Consider the following 14,309-nt stretch of genomic DNA (forward strand, 5'->3'; position numbering starts at 1 on the left):
GGCTTTTCATAAGCCCTTTTACGTTCATTATGCGTTTTTGCGGTGCGCTTCATGCGCTTCTTCAACCACCGCTTCAATATTAACCTCTTCTGTAATCCTGCCTTGTCCATCTCCATCCAGCCGTAAGTGGACTAGGAATTCGATGTTCCCGTCTCCGCCGGTGATCGGCGAAAAAGTGAGTCCATGTACAGAATAGCCGTGTTGAGTTGCAAAATCAAGAATATTTTCAATCACCTGTCTATGTATGGACGGGTCCTTGACAATTCCTTTTTTTCCGACCTGCTCACGTCCAGCTTCAAATTGAGGCTTGATTAAAGCAACGACATCGCCCTCTTTATCCAAAAGATTCGCTAATACAGGGAGGATGATTCGTAACGAAATAAAGGAAACATCAATCGAAGCAAATTGTGGCTGTCCTTCTTTCAAATCATCTTTTGTCACGTATCTGAAATTTGTTCTTTCCATGACAACAACTTGTTCATGGTTACGAAGACCCCAGTCCAACTGATTGTAACCGACATCAATCGCATAACTAAGTTTCACACCATTTTGAAGACCGCAATCTGTGAAACCACCAGTAGAAGAACCGATATCAATCATTACTTTATCCTGCACGGTAAGGTCAAAAAACTTAAGGGCCTTTTCTAGTTTCAGCCCACCCCTGCTTACGTAAGGGATAGCTTTCCCTTTGACTGTGAGTTCTGTGTCTTCTTCGATTTTTTGACCAGGCTTATCCAGGCGGACTTGATTATGAAACACAAGCCCGGCCATAATGGTCCTCTTTGCCTTTTCACGTGTTTCCACGTAGCCTTTTTCTACTAATAATACATCTAGCCTTACTTTTCTTCCCATATCCTTAAGCCCTTTGCTGTTTATTCGGTATCATTTGTTTCAAGTTTTGCAGTATGTGATCGGTCGTTAACCCGATTTCTTCCCAGAGTTTATCGACACTGCCATGTTCAATGAAGCGGTCCGGTACACCCATACGTTTAACCCACTGTGAGGAGTATTCATGTTCCTCTGCAAACTCCAATACACTTGAACCGAATCCACCCTGAAGGACACCTTCTTCTACAGTTAGGATCGGCATCCCTGCTTTCATGATGTCATGAAGCATCGCATCGTCCAGTGGCTTAATGAACCGTGCATTCACAACTTTTACTGATCGGCCATCCTTTTCCATCTTTTCACTAGCTTCAAGAGCCATATCAATGGTAGTACCAAACGTCAGGATGACAGCATCTGTTCCTTCTTTTAACACTTCCCAGCTTCCGATCGGGATGATTTCGGGCTTTTCATCTGTTTGTATACCTTTGGCATTGCCTCTTGGATAACGAATGGCAAAAGGACCGTCGTCGTAGTGAGTGGCTGTATGAACAAGATGCTGAGCCTCATTTTCATCTTTAGGCATTGAAATCACAAAGTTCGGAACAGATCGAAGGAAGGCAATATCGAAAACTCCCTGGTGGGTTTCGCCATCAGCCCCTACCAATCCAGCTCGATCGATTCCAAAAATGACATTCAGCTTTTGTCTTGCTACATCATGGACGACTTGGTCATATCCTCTTTGTAAGAATGTGGAATATATAGCCAAAAATGGTTTCATTCCCTGCGTAGCTAGACCAGCTGACATTGTCGTTGCATGCTGTTCGGCAATTCCTACATCAAAAAGACGATCAGGGAATTCTTCTCCAAATTTTTCTAATTTTGAACCTAGAATCATAGCAGGTGTGACAGCAACAATCCGATCATCCTGCCTCGCTTCTTGGCGGAGAGCTTCACTAATGACGGAACTCCATGCGGGTGGTGCATCCACCGGCTTAATTTTTTCACCAGACTCAATTTTGTATGGTCCAACACCATGCCATTTGTCTTTCACATCCGTCTCTGCAGGATGATAGCCTTTTCCTTTTTGTGTCATCACGTGGACAATGACTGGTCCGTCCGTCTTTTTGGCGTAATTCAGATTTTCGATAAGATCATTGAAGTCATGTCCATCAACAGGACCATAATAAGTAAATCCAAGCTCTTCAAAAAACATTCCTGGAACAACAAAATATTTCATGCTGTCCTTCAACCGCTCAGCGGCCTGCGCAATTTTTCCTCCAACAGCGGGGATTTTCTTCAATACCCATTCGAGGTCGTCTTTTACGCGGTGATATTTCCCAGCGCTCCTCATTCTCCCGAGCGCACCGTGAAGAGCCCCTACATTTTTTGCGATTGACATTTCGTTGTCATTCAGGATAACAGTTACATTCTTCTTCTCGTGTCCGATGTGGTTTAAGGCCTCTAGAGCCATCCCACCTGTGAGTGCTCCATCACCGATAATCGGTAATATTGAATGATTCTCTTTTTTCAGATCCCTTGCAATGGCCATTCCCATGGCTGCCGATAAAGAAGTGGAGCTGTGACCTGTCTCCCATACATCATGTTCACTTTCGTCTCGTTTCGGAAAGCCGCACAGTCCCTTATATTGGCGGAGTGTTTCAAATTGACCACCACGACCTGTTAAAATCTTATGGATATAGGATTGGTGACCAACATCCCAAAGAAAACGGTCTTCCGGGCTTTTATATACTTTATGAAGAGCGAGGGTAAGCTCAACGACCCCAAGGTTTGCCCCGAGGTGTCCTCCTGTCGTAGCCAGGTTTTCTATGAGAAACTGTCTCGTTTCATCTGCCAATTGTTCAAGTTGGTTCGTATTCATATCCTTCAAAATTGAAGGGTCTTTAATTTTACACAGATCCATTGAAGGACCCCCTTGTATTTATCTTGATTTTTTAGTGGATGACGGTGCACTTGTTACTATTCTTACTTTCAGCCGCTTTTCTAACCATGAAATAACCTTCGCAGCGAAGAAAATAATATCTGTGGACTTATTGATGGCAAAAAATTTACCAAGGGCTTTTCCACCGACAGTAAGTGCAGCTACAATACTGGTCAAAATGACAGATATCACAATCTGAACTGTTGACCCGTCACTATAGCCGAAGTTGTTGGCCAGCTGAATGACCACAACTGCTGACGCCGTACCACTAACTATACCAGATATATCCCCTATTACGTCATTACAGAAACTTGCGAATCGATCGGCGTTTCTGACAATAGCAATCGCTTCTTTAGCTCCGTTCACTTTTTCAGACGCCATTGCGTGAAAAGGCTGCTCTTGAGCAGCTGTGGCAGCGATACCGAGCATATCGAAGATGACACCCGTAAAGACGATCATGAATACAATAACGAGGCCAATGATCCAAATGACTCCACTTAATACGGAAGAAGATATAACTGAAAAAATAGCCGCTAACACAAATGTGATAACGGCGATACTCAAACTGAATTTTAAAGATTTTTTTAATTTGTTATCCATATATACCCTCTATATCACTAAATTGACGTGTCTTATGTAAGGAAAGGAATGGTCACGATTCAAGTAAAAATTGCGGCTTAGGTCTAGTAGGTTTTCCCAGCCGAGTACCGAATGTCACCATTCTGGCGGTTCCCCTTTAAACTCGACTCAGCCCCGTCTCCGGCAGCTGGACTAGATTGCCACTTAGTCCGCACTATAATTCCTAAATCATGTCCATAGAACAGTCTAGGGGATTTCCCCGACAGCCTTTAGCCGTTCCTTAGCCTCTTTTGCAGTTCTGATTTCATATAGTTTCTGCACCAGCACCTCAGTGGCCATCTGAAGCTGCATGGTGTTCACTGACTATAATCCCCTCAAGAACCACTCAAGGCAGGCTACGCTGCGCATATAGATTTTACTCCATATGCTGCAGGTTCATACCCCATTTCATAACAGCATCTGGCTCAGATGCCGTTACAATAATGGGCCTCCGCGGAAGCAGGGTCAACGCCCACATGCCTTTGTGGATCGCCCTGCGACCTTAACTCCCAGCATCGACCCAAGGCTGGGCGCCTCAAGCCAACACAAGGAACTTCATCGATGTGCCCTTCGGCGGATTTTTAGGCCCGCCTTCAGGAACGGAGGGCCGACTAGAATACTGCACCATTCCTTTTGTAATCATAATATATCACATTTTGTCACGTGGCTCAATCGAAATCATTCAGCTCAATGATCCCGGGTGCTCAAATAATGAATGAGCTCAGAAAGAGTAGTCCCCTCAACACCTGCATTTTTCAAAGCCTGCTGTGCTTTTTTAACGTAGTTATCCTTTTGAGCGATCGCTCCATCTAATCCCAGAAGCTGGGGGTAAGTGCTTTTATGGTTGCCTTCATCACTTCCTGCAGGCTTCCCTAAAACCTCAGAGTCTCCAGTTACATCCAGGATGTCGTCCTGAATTTGAAATAAAATTCCAAGGGCTTCAGCCATTTCGGTCATTTCTTGGAGAACCTTCTCAGATGCTCCGCCTAAATAAGCTCCGGCGAGGATAGAGAATTTCAGCAATTGGCCCGTTTTATTCTTATGAATATTTTCAAGAGCTTCTAAAGAGATTTCAGTCCCTTCACTGAGCATGTCCTGCATTTGTCCTTCAACCATGCCTTTCGCACCGCTGGCTTTCGTCAGTTCACGAATTAAAAAGACACGTTCAGCATCACTTAAACCATCGTCCTCCGCAATCACCTGGGAGCTCAGTGTCAATAATGCATCCCCTGCAAGAATGGCGGTTGCTTCATCAAAGCGCTTGTGGTTGGTTGGTTGCCCTCTCCTTAAGTCGTCATCATCCATGGCAGGTAGATCATCATGGATCAGGGAATAAGTATGAACCATTTCAAGGGCTGATGCGACTCCCATCACTCTTTCCTCAGGAACATGAAAAGCTTGAGCAGTCGCCATTAATAGGATGGGGCGAAGCCTTTTCCCTCCAGCATGAATGGAATATAACATGGAATCCTGAAGTCGTCCTGAAACCGTATAATCGCGGACAAGCATTTCCAACTGCTGATTGATTCGTTGTCTTTTTTCTTTAAGATATTCAGCTAAATGCACCGTTCAGTCTTCCTCCTGGACAGAGAACGGTTCCAACTCTCCGTGTTCATTCATAATTTGCTGCATTTGAGTCTCTACATTCCCTAGTTTTTCACTGCAGAGCTTGGATAGTTTCATGCCTTCCTGATAATACTGAATCGCTTTTTCCAATGGAACTTCTCCTGTTTCCAATTTCTCTACAATCTCCTCGAGCTGTTTCATCGCTTCCTCAAAACTGATGGTTTCCTGCTTATCTGTCATTTTCATCCTCCTTTACATCCGTTACGTGACAATCAACGATTCCATCCTGCATTTTCAAGGAGAGGAATTGGCCTTTTGTAATCTCAGAAGAACTTTTTATGACGTCTCCTTCAGAATCAAAGGGCAAAGCAAAGCCCCGCTTCATAATGTCTAAAGGATTAACCAAGGTCAGTTTATCAACATTTGTATAGAAACGTTCCTTTTTTTGCTGCAGGAGAGCTTCAAACCGCTTCTGCAGCTGGTTCGTCTGACGTTCTAGAGATTCCGCACCTTCTCTAATTTTCAACTCAGGCCCCTGCTGTCGAAGCCTTCGAGACAAATTACCCCAATGAACGTGACTTGTTTGATGAAGGTGCTTCATTTGAACCGCCATGCGTTCGATGACCCGATCCAAGTCCTGCTCTTTTTGCTTCATCATTTGTTCAGGGTACTTGAAAGCATAGGATTTTTTTAAACGCTCCAAATGTTGCTTCGCCTCTGTCTTCTTAACTTCCATTCCCCTACGGAGGCGATGGTCCAACGCCTTCACCTGATCCCGCAATTCTACAATGGATGGTACAGCAACTTCAGCAGCTCCCGTTGGTGTCGCCGCTCTTACATCTGCCACAAAATCACTGATGGTCGTATCCGTTTCGTGACCAACGGCTGAGATAACGGGAATTTCGGATGCTGCAATCGCTCTTGCCACAACCTCTTCGTTAAACCCCCATAAATCTTCGATGGAACCACCGCCCCTACCTACAATTAACACATCAAAATCCATTTTTTCGTTCGCATATTTGATGGCATTTACAATAGAAGAAGCTGCCCGCTCTCCCTGGACAAGGACAGGCAGGACAGTGACTGGCACAATAGGGTAACGCCTTTTGATCGTGGTCATAATATCTCGTACAGCTGCCCCAGTTGGTGAAGTGATGACACCAATGTGTTTTGGGTATGTAGGAAGAGGCTTTTTACGCTCAAGAGAGAATAAGCCCTCTTTTTCCAATTTTCCCTTCAATTGCTCAAAAGCATAGTAAAGAGCTCCGATTCCGTCCGGTTGCATCTCCTTAATATACAGCTGGTATTGACCCATCGGTTCGTAAACGTTGATTTCCCCTTTAACGAGGACGTTCATTCCATTTTCAGGGACAAACTTGAGGGAACGATTATTCCCGGCAAACATGACGGACTGAATTCTGGCCTGGTCATCTTTCAAGGAGAGGTACATATGGCCTCGGCTGTGGTGCTTAAAGTTCGAAATTTCTCCTCTTAACCAAACCGTCTTCAAATGCGGATCCCCTGAAAGTTTACGCTTGATGTACTTCGTTAGTGCCGTAACACTCAAGTACTGATCCTGCATACCCATCCTCCTTACTGATTGTGAATTCGCTTAGCTGCTTTAATCGTGTTGTGGAGGAGCATAGTAATAGTCATTGGCCCTACACCTTTAGGGACTGGAGTGATATGGGAGGCTACCTGTTTTGCAGACTCAAAGTCGACATCTCCTGTTAGTTTACCATCCACTCGATTGACTCCAACATCGATTACAACTGCCCCTTCTTTGATATCTTCACCCGAAATCAGGGATGGTTTACCTGCAGCAACAATCAGAATATCTGCTTGCTTGGTATGCGACTGTAGTTGTTTCGTACGGGAGTGACAATGGGTAACGGTTGCGTTCTCGTTGAGCAGCAGTTGGCCTACAGGTTTCCCGACCAAATTACTACGGCCAATGATCACGACATGCTTTCCTTCCAGAGTAATCTCTGCACGTTTCAACATGACGAGTATTCCATAAGGTGTACACGGGAAAAAGGTCTCCTGGCCTGTCATCATTTTCCCGACATTTGCCGGATGAAATCCATCCACATCCTTATCTGGGTGAATGGCTTCAATGATTTTTTGGTCAGATATATGGTCAGGCACTGGTAATTGAACAAGAATTCCATGAACCGTAGAGTCCTGGTTCAACTTTTCAATCAAATCCAGCAGTTCCTGTTCTGAAGTTTCTACAGGTAATTCAATGAGTTCAGAATCCATACCGATTTTTTCAGAAGCGCGCTGCTTTCCTTTTACATAAGACATTGAAGCAGGATCCTCACCTAAAATGACGACGACCAACTTCGGACGGATATCCTTTGTATGGAGTGCACTCACTTCCTCTTTCATTTCTTGACGTAGATCTTCTGCCAATTGTTTTCCGTAAATGACTTCTGCTGACATATCCCGTTTCCCCCTTATTTGTTTATACCATTTTGGATAATACGCCGTTCACAAACTTACCTGATTCATCTTCACCGAAAATTTTCGCAAGCTCAATTGCCTCGTTTATAGCTACCTGCGAAGGAACGTCTTCTTTGTATTTCATTTCATAGGCAGCCATTCGCAGGACGGTCTTCTCTACTTTGGCTAACCGTGGAAACGTCCAATTGTCGAGATTGTCAGAAATCCATTGATCCAACTCATCTCGATTTTGGATGACTCCATGTACGAGGTCATATAAAAACTCGTCCACTTCCTGGCCTTCGACTACATGAGCAATGGCCTCATTCGTTTCAATATCACTCGTAATGGTTTGAAAAAGCGCTTGAAAAGCTTTTTCACGTGCTGTACGTCGTTTCATCTTCATTCTCCTTTAAGGTAATATCCGTTAGAATAATAACATTTTAGCTTGATAAAAGCCATTGTAATCAGGTGATCGTAAATTTTTGCCGTCCCTTAAGCATGAGGGGAGGAGAAAAAACAAAAAAATCAGAAAGGGGAGGGCCCCTTTCTGATTACTCTCACAATTCTTCTGCTTCTACTTCTTCCTCTTTCCCTGTTTCCATTTGTACTCCGACAATGTGGACATTGATCTCATTAATATCAAGTGCTGTCATGTTTTTAAGCGCTTGCCTTGTGTTGTCCTGGATTTTTTGTGCAGTGTCAGGTATGGAAATTCCATAGTCCATGACTACATATGCATCAATTAATATGCCATTCTCAGTGAGCTCCACTTTCACGCCTTTTCCGTGGTTTTTCTTACCCAGGCGCTCAGCCACGCCAGATGCGAAATTGCCTCTCATAGAAGCAACACCGGCCACTTCAGAAACAGCGATTCCAGCGATCACTTCAATGACTTCAGGAGCAATCTCGATGTTACCTAATGTCGATCCATCTGTCACATTCAACAATTGCTTATCACTCACAATGACCACTCCTTTTTATGATTCATCCTTCATTATAGTATATTTCTCTAAAAACTTTGTGTTAAAGTCTCCGCCAACAAACACCTCATGTTCCATCATCCGTTGGTGGAATGGGATGGTTGTGTGTACACCTTCAATAACAAATTCATCGAGGGCACGCTTCATCCGGCGAATCGCTTCATCTCTATCACGACCATACGTAATCAGTTTAGCGACCATAGAATCATAATAAGGCGGAATCATATAACCAGGGTAAGCTGCTGAATCAACCCTTACACCCAGACCACCTGGAGGTAGGTACATATCGATCTTCCCAGCCGAAGGCATAAAGTTTTTGTGCGGGTTTTCCGCATTGATCCTGCATTCAATGGACCAACCTTCAAATTCAATGTCTTCTTGCTTAAAGGAAAGTTCATGGTTATCTGCAATCAACAACATTTCTTTAATCAAGTCTACACCTGTCACCATTTCCGTCACAGGGTGCTCAACTTGGATTCTTGTATTCATTTCCATAAAGTAGAAAGAATCATCTTCTTTGTCATAGATAAACTCAACGGTACCTGCGCCCGAATAGTTTACGGCAAGAGCAGCTTTCACTGCAGCATCTCCCATTTTGGCACGCATGGCTTCAGAAATAGCAGGGGACGGTGTCTCCTCAATCAGCTTCTGAAGGCGGCGTTGAATCGTACAATCCCTTTCACCAAGGTGAACAGCGTTCCCATGGTTATCAGCAAGAACTTGGATTTCTACGTGGCGGAAATCTTCAATGAATTTCTCGATATAGACCCCAGGATTTCCGAAAGCAGTTTCTGCTTCCTGCTGGGTCATACGAATCCCTTTTTTCAAATCTTCCTCATTGCGGGCTACACGGATTCCTTTTCCTCCACCGCCTGCTGTTGCTTTAATAATGACCGGGTAACCGATCTCTTCAGCAACTTTCAACCCATCTTCTTCATCTTTAATAATGCCCGCTGAGCCAGGAACAACTGGTACTCCTGCTTCTCTCATCGTTTCACGAGCGACGTCCTTCGTCCCCATCTTTTGGATGGCGTAAGAGGAAGGTCCAATAAAAGTAATGTTACACTCTTCACACATCTCAGCGAACTCTGCATTTTCGGAAAGGAACCCGTAACCTGGATGGATCGCATCTGTTTCCGTTAATGTAGCTACACTCATAATGTTCGTGTAATTCAAATAACTGTCCTTACTCAGCGTCGGACCGACACAATACGCTTCGTCAGCCATCTGGACGTGCAACGCTTCTTTATCGGCTTCAGAATAAACCGCTACGGTTTCAATCCCCATCTCTTTGCAAGCGCGGATGACCCGGACAGCGATTTCTCCTCTGTTTGCTATCAGAACTTTTTTAATCAACGTCTCAAACCCCCGTTTACTTGGACTTCACGCGGAACAACGGCTGACCATATTCCACTAATTCACCGTCTTTAACGAGAATCTCAACGATCTCTCCAGAAACTTCCGCTTCAATCTCATTAAATAATTTCATGGCTTCAACGATACAGACGACGGAATCTTCTTTTACTGTATCTCCGACTTTTACATACACATCCTCTTCAGGGGAAGGAGATGCATAGAAAGTTCCGACCATTGGTGATTTCACCTCTGCGTCATAATCGGCATTTCCTTGTGCTTTTGGAGCTTCATTCTCAGCTGTTTCTTCTTTCACTTCTTGTTTTGGTGCTTGCTCAACTTCTTGTTTTGGCTCTGGTTTTGCCGGAGCCTGTACAGGTTGTTGAACTTGTACAGGTTCAGAAACAACCTGTCCCTGTGGCTTCTTCATGTGAACTTTTGTTCCGTTTGCTTCATAAGAAAACTCATCAATATTGGACTGATCAATCAACTTAATGATTTCTCTGATTTCTTGTACCTTTAGCATTTGTGGCACCCCTCTTATGTAAAGTTACTTTTTATAAACTGGTACTAATACCTCTTCATATTCTATTATACATTACCACCTCCCTGCAACTCGCTACAAGAATAACTTCCAGTAATATTCTGACAACTATCCCATCACCCCACCTTTATTCCATATTAGCTTCCTATTCTTTGAAGACTCAGTTTCGAGACTTTTGTTGAGTGGATGGGGTTGAGGGGGAATGGCTCACTTTCCGCGGGGCCCCACACGAGGCGGGGTCGTCCGATGTTGGCACAGGACGTGCCGAACTTAATCGAACTTCCTCTAATCTTTTGAGCCTCCTCGGACTGCGTCCCGTGGGGTCTCACCATGCACTTTTTTCTTCTTCGATATCCGGTTCCGATGCCTAATGAAGGGAAAAAATAAGAAAACCTCACTCCTTTATTAAGGAGTGAGGCTTTTGTTTCATTTTCAGCCTGCTGGCTGGAATTGTACTTGGACTTCTTTCTTCCCGAATTCGTCAGATACCATTTGAATGATGTTGTTCGTTTCTGTTTTCGATAACTCATCCGCTTTTACTGTAACGTGGACGACGTCATCTTCAGCCCTTACGAGGACATCATCGTAAGAAGCACTTGCACGGATGGTATTTTCAATGATGGATTCTTTGGATTGATTTGCTTTGATTGTCTCCATTTTTTCTAAGGCTTCATTTTTCTCTTCTGTACTAAAGTCACTGGAGGCAACGATTTCGGATAATTGTTCCTGCATTTGATCACGTTGATTCTGCATATCCAGACGAATGGCTGAGAAAAGTTCATCGGTAGAAATTTGCGATATGACGGTGCCATCACCTGTCGTTTCTACGCCTTCTTGTCCAGCAGCGTCTTCCGTGATCTCTGCCCATTCATCTTCCTGTATAAAAGCCATTTCACCATTGTCCGGGGATGTCATGTAATATACGCTTAGAACAATCAAGAGACTCAACATTGTCAACAACCAAACCGTTTGTTTTTTAACCAAAGTAACCCCTCCTTATTGTTTAGGCAAGACAGAAATCCTGTGAGTCGGGACATCCAAAACTCTAGAGACAGCTTCCACCACCCACGCTTTCACCTGCATTTGATCGACCCCCTCGGCTGTTACGAAAACCCCGCTTACGTCTGGCTTAGATGTCTGCGTTAGCAGCGGAACTTCCCGATCGCCTTGACGGACGAGAACTAGCTGCTGTTCTCTCGAATAATCCTCAATTTCACGTTCGCCTCCGTTCTTATCATTTTCCTTGGTGGTTTGTTTTCCGACGATTAAATTTTTATCGTACACTTTTTTATGTGTCGATGACAGATTGATCATGATGTCCACAGCACTTACTCCTTGTATGTTTTCAAGAAGAGGTTTGAGTTGTTTTTCATATTCAGCTTCCAACTGTGAAATAGAGTCCGTCATTTCTGGGGCTTGTGCAGCCGAGGCGCCTTCACCCGATTGACTTTGGACATTCCCTTCATCTAGAGCCGGTGAAGGAGAATCATTCGGCTGAAACCAATTGCTTGTTAAAATAATGAGCACTCCAATAATACCAATGGCAATTAAGTACTTCGTTTTATTCAGCTTTCTCCCCTCTTTGTTTGATAGAGGTTCCGTCAGCTTGTTCCACCATTTATTCATCCTCATCCTCCCAGCGGATAATGATTTGTTCTTGGTTTAAGTCGAGATAGTCAGCGACCCATTTAAGTAATTCCGGATCTTGCTTCTCTTCTTCTGTTTCACCTTCCATAATAGAGATCTCTACATCTTCGACCGACTGGGTCAGTTCATCACGTGAAACCGTGAGGGTCAGCTTGTCCAACGATTCCAAACTGTAGGGTTGTTGATGGAAGCTCATTTCAGCATCGACGAGAACCAGGTTTTGTTCTTCTTTTAATGGTGTTTCAATTTCAGCTGCGAGAGCCTTGGTAACTTGTTCTAATTTATATGCATCTTGTCCGGCGAGTATTTCATTTTTCTTTGATTCTACGTTTTCATCAAAAACTTCTGCATCCAATTGTTGCTGCATGGTCAAGTCTGCCTGTTGGACAAGGCGATCAGGATCAATATTCAAAATTTGTAAAAGTGGCCCCAGAAAGATCAGCAGTAACAAAATAGACAATACCAGACGAGCGTATTTCTTCATGACCCCGGAAGGGAGAAGTGCATCAGCTACCATTGCCAATAAAAGAAACAGGACAATTTTTGTAATCCACTCAATGAGATACTCCATGTTCACCACCCTATCTGACCATCATCGTTATGTTGCTAGCCGCCACCATAATGACGATAACGAGAAAAAACATCATAGAAACCATTAATAGTGCTGCGAATATATAAAAAATATGCCTGCTGACAACATCCATCGCCTGAATAATCGGCCCGTCCCCCAGGGGCTGAAGAAGGGCTGCTGCTATTTTATAGATGAGCGCAATGGCTAAAACTTTTATAGCTGGAAATACTGCAATACCAAGTAATATCACCACACCGGCAATACCTAGTGTGTTTTTTAACACAAGGGATGCTCCAAGGATTGTGTCGGTGGCATCTGTAAACAACCTTCCCACCACAGGTACGAAATTACCTGTGACAAAACGAGCCGTTTTCATCGTAATTCCGTCCTGTACCGCCGTCACTGTTCCCTGGACAGAGATCACTCCAAGAAATATGGTTAAAAATACACCCATGATTGCCATTCCGGTTTTCCTAAGAAGTTCAGCCAATTGGTCTACTTTATATGTCTCATTCAAACTCCCAACAATCAGCAAAAGCGCGGAGGAGGCAAACAATGGGATGAGTAAGTACTTGACCAACAAGCCACTGGACTGGACAAGTGCAATAATAATAGGATGAAAAAAGGAAATCGACATCAAGTGACTAAATGAAGCCATGATCCCAAGCAGAAGGGGAATCAACCCGATCATAAAGCTGCTCATTCGTTCTATGGCCCCAAGCGTGTATTCAATTACCTGCCGGAAGCTCTCAAGAGCAAGTGTCAATAAAACAAGGTAGACCACCATGTACGCAATCTTACTTACTACAGAATTTTCGAATGCAGACTGCACCGAATGAAGCAAAGTACTGAACAGTGTCAAAAACAGTAGTGAAGCTAGCAATTTTCCGTTGAGGAGAAGTTCATGGAAAAAGAATTCCAGAATACCAGAAAACCAACCGGATGATTGAACGGAACTTTCACTTTGAATGAATTCACGGAAATTATTCGTATGAAAGCTAGGCAGGTAATCTCCATACTGTTGATTCAATTGATTCCAGCTTTCCTCCAACTCTTCTGTAGATACCTGGTCGAGCATGGATATATCAGCATCTGCAGGGGCTGGGGAGGGAGACGCAGCAACGATGATTGGAGAGTTCAAGCAACCGATTATGATTAGACAACACAACACGAGCCGTTTCATGGCATCCCTCCCAAGTTTCCTATGCCCCTGGAATAAAATTCAATATGGTCTCAATCACAGCTGTCACAATCGGTATAGCAAGCATTAAGATGAACAATTTCCCTGCAAGTTCCACTTTAGAAGCCAAGGAATTTAGTCCGGCATCTCGAATTAGTTGAGCTCCAAATTCTGCGATATAGGCAATACCAATAATTTTTAATATGGTCTTGAAGTACACAGGTTCGACCTGGGCCTTTTCTGCCATGTAAGACAACAGGGAAAAGATATGCCTGACCTGATCAAGGATGGTTAAGAACAAGATGATGACTGTGAATAAAAGGAGAAGAAAAGCGACCGAAGACTTGTGTTCCTTTAAGAGTAAGATCAACAAAGCCGCCACTAATCCTAAGGAAACAATTTGAATAATATCCATGAGTTACCCCTGGTAAAGAAAAACAGACTTGATTTGTTGAAACAGATCGGCGAGCCTGTGGAGAACGATAAATAATACTATGATGAAACCTGTCAAAGTCACAGCCTGTGCAATCTCTTCTTTTCCCATCTGTTTCAAGATGCTATGGATCATCGCGACAATAATACCGACACCAGCTATTTGGAATAATATCGTTGCATCTTGGAGCACAATGCCTCTT

General features: G+C 43.8%; 17 protein-coding genes. All 17 read right to left on the reverse strand.

Features of this window, described 5'->3' with window-relative positions; all coding sequences use genetic code 11:
- Positions 1 to 27: 27 nt before the first annotated feature.
- A complete protein-coding gene (locus K2225_RS13275) occupies positions 28 to 852 on the reverse strand; it encodes a TlyA family RNA methyltransferase (protein WP_220585201.1) in 825 nt (274 codons plus the stop codon).
- 4 nt (positions 853 to 856) lie between these two features.
- A complete protein-coding gene (dxs, locus tag K2225_RS13280) occupies positions 857 to 2,749 on the reverse strand; it encodes a 1-deoxy-D-xylulose-5-phosphate synthase (protein ID WP_220585202.1) in 1,893 nt (630 codons plus the stop codon).
- A gap of 18 nt (positions 2,750 to 2,767) precedes the next feature.
- Positions 2,768 to 3,367 carry a hypothetical protein gene (locus K2225_RS13285; protein WP_220585203.1) on the reverse strand — a complete coding sequence of 200 codons (600 nt, stop codon included), beginning with the start codon at positions 3,365 to 3,367 and terminating at the stop codon, positions 2,768 to 2,770.
- Between the two features lie 705 nt (positions 3,368 to 4,072).
- Positions 4,073 to 4,951, reverse strand: coding sequence for a polyprenyl synthetase family protein (locus K2225_RS13290; protein ID WP_370632759.1), 879 nt, complete (start codon positions 4,949 to 4,951; stop codon positions 4,073 to 4,075).
- 3 nt (positions 4,952 to 4,954) lie between these two features.
- Positions 4,955 to 5,191, reverse strand: coding sequence for an exodeoxyribonuclease VII small subunit (locus tag K2225_RS13295; protein ID WP_089651772.1), 237 nt, complete (start codon positions 5,189 to 5,191; stop codon positions 4,955 to 4,957).
- Positions 5,181 to 6,533 (reverse strand): exodeoxyribonuclease VII large subunit, encoded by a 1,353-nt coding sequence (xseA, locus tag K2225_RS13300; protein WP_220585204.1) that lies wholly within the window; start codon positions 6,531 to 6,533, stop codon positions 5,181 to 5,183. The genes K2225_RS13295 and xseA overlap by 11 nt, the downstream gene beginning before the upstream one ends.
- An 11-nt stretch (positions 6,534 to 6,544) precedes the next feature.
- Complete coding sequence (gene folD / locus K2225_RS13305; RefSeq protein WP_220585205.1) at positions 6,545 to 7,396, reverse strand: bifunctional methylenetetrahydrofolate dehydrogenase/methenyltetrahydrofolate cyclohydrolase FolD; 852 nt, start codon at positions 7,394 to 7,396, stop codon at positions 6,545 to 6,547.
- Between the two features lie 22 nt (positions 7,397 to 7,418).
- Complete coding sequence (nusB, locus tag K2225_RS13310; protein ID WP_220585206.1) at positions 7,419 to 7,796, reverse strand: transcription antitermination factor NusB; 378 nt, start codon at positions 7,794 to 7,796, stop codon at positions 7,419 to 7,421.
- 160 nt (positions 7,797 to 7,956) lie between these two features.
- Complete coding sequence (locus K2225_RS13315; protein WP_220585207.1) at positions 7,957 to 8,361, reverse strand: Asp23/Gls24 family envelope stress response protein; 405 nt, start codon at positions 8,359 to 8,361, stop codon at positions 7,957 to 7,959.
- 15 nt (positions 8,362 to 8,376) lie between these two features.
- Positions 8,377 to 9,735, reverse strand: coding sequence for an acetyl-CoA carboxylase biotin carboxylase subunit (gene accC / locus K2225_RS13320; RefSeq protein ID WP_220585208.1), 1,359 nt, complete (start codon positions 9,733 to 9,735; stop codon positions 8,377 to 8,379).
- A 16-nt stretch (positions 9,736 to 9,751) separates the two neighbouring features.
- Complete coding sequence (gene accB / locus K2225_RS13325) at positions 9,752 to 10,258, reverse strand: acetyl-CoA carboxylase biotin carboxyl carrier protein (protein WP_220585209.1); 507 nt, start codon at positions 10,256 to 10,258, stop codon at positions 9,752 to 9,754.
- A gap of 450 nt (positions 10,259 to 10,708) precedes the next feature.
- Positions 10,709 to 11,260, reverse strand: a complete 552-nt coding sequence (locus tag K2225_RS13330; RefSeq protein ID WP_220585210.1) for a SpoIIIAH-like family protein — start codon at positions 11,258 to 11,260, stop codon at positions 10,709 to 10,711.
- A gap of 12 nt (positions 11,261 to 11,272) precedes the next feature.
- Positions 11,273 to 11,902: a stage III sporulation protein AG gene (gene spoIIIAG / locus K2225_RS13335; protein WP_220585211.1), complete on the reverse strand. Its 630-nt coding sequence runs from the start codon at positions 11,900 to 11,902 to the stop codon at positions 11,273 to 11,275.
- Entirely contained in the window at positions 11,895 to 12,494 is a 600-nt protein-coding gene (gene spoIIIAF / locus K2225_RS13340) for a stage III sporulation protein AF (RefSeq protein ID WP_220585212.1), read from the reverse strand. Before spoIIIAF ends, spoIIIAG begins: the two co-directional genes overlap by 8 nt.
- A 10-nt stretch (positions 12,495 to 12,504) precedes the next feature.
- A complete protein-coding gene (gene spoIIIAE, locus K2225_RS13345) occupies positions 12,505 to 13,677 on the reverse strand; it encodes a stage III sporulation protein AE (RefSeq protein ID WP_220585213.1) in 1,173 nt (390 codons plus the stop codon).
- Positions 13,678 to 13,696: 19 nt separating this feature from the next.
- Positions 13,697 to 14,089, reverse strand: a complete 393-nt coding sequence (gene spoIIIAD, locus K2225_RS13350; RefSeq protein WP_146812886.1) for a stage III sporulation protein AD — start codon at positions 14,087 to 14,089, stop codon at positions 13,697 to 13,699.
- A gap of 3 nt (positions 14,090 to 14,092) precedes the next feature.
- A complete protein-coding gene (spoIIIAC, locus tag K2225_RS13355) occupies positions 14,093 to 14,299 on the reverse strand; it encodes a stage III sporulation protein AC (protein WP_008637060.1) in 207 nt (68 codons plus the stop codon).
- Positions 14,300 to 14,309: the final 10 nt, after the last annotated feature.

The organism is Halobacillus sp. Nhm2S1 (assembly GCF_019599545.1).
Taxonomy (GTDB): domain Bacteria; phylum Bacillota; class Bacilli; order Bacillales; family Halobacillaceae; genus Halobacillus.

What these genes read in the sequence shown, in the direction of transcription:
- K2225_RS13295 (WP_089651772.1), bottom strand. Translation starts at nt 5,191, where the DNA reads ATGACAGATAAGCAGGAAACCATCAGTTTTGAGGAAGCGATGAAACAG.
- xseA (WP_220585204.1), bottom strand. Translation starts at nt 6,533, where the DNA reads ATGCAGGATCAGTACTTGAGTGTTACGGCACTAACGAAGTACATCAAG.
- K2225_RS13285 (WP_220585203.1), bottom strand. Translation starts at nt 3,367, where the DNA reads ATGGATAACAAATTAAAAAAATCTTTAAAATTCAGTTTGAGTATCGCC.
- nusB (WP_220585206.1), bottom strand. Translation starts at nt 7,796, where the DNA reads ATGAAACGACGTACAGCACGTGAAAAAGCTTTTCAAGCGCTTTTTCAA.
- accB (WP_220585209.1), bottom strand. Translation starts at nt 10,258, where the DNA reads ATGCTAAAGGTACAAGAAATCAGAGAAATCATTAAGTTGATTGATCAG.
- spoIIIAD (WP_146812886.1), bottom strand. Translation starts at nt 14,089, where the DNA reads ATGGATATTATTCAAATTGTTTCCTTAGGATTAGTGGCGGCTTTGTTG.
- folD (WP_220585205.1), bottom strand. Translation starts at nt 7,396, where the DNA reads ATGTCAGCAGAAGTCATTTACGGAAAACAATTGGCAGAAGATCTACGT.
- K2225_RS13275 (WP_220585201.1), bottom strand. Translation starts at nt 852, where the DNA reads ATGGGAAGAAAAGTAAGGCTAGATGTATTATTAGTAGAAAAAGGCTAC.
- spoIIIAF (WP_220585212.1), bottom strand. Translation starts at nt 12,494, where the DNA reads ATGGAGTATCTCATTGAGTGGATTACAAAAATTGTCCTGTTTCTTTTA.
- spoIIIAG (WP_220585211.1), bottom strand. Translation starts at nt 11,902, where the DNA reads ATGAATAAATGGTGGAACAAGCTGACGGAACCTCTATCAAACAAAGAG.
- spoIIIAE (WP_220585213.1), bottom strand. Translation starts at nt 13,677, where the DNA reads ATGAAACGGCTCGTGTTGTGTTGTCTAATCATAATCGGTTGCTTGAAC.
- dxs (WP_220585202.1), bottom strand. Translation starts at nt 2,749, where the DNA reads ATGGATCTGTGTAAAATTAAAGACCCTTCAATTTTGAAGGATATGAAT.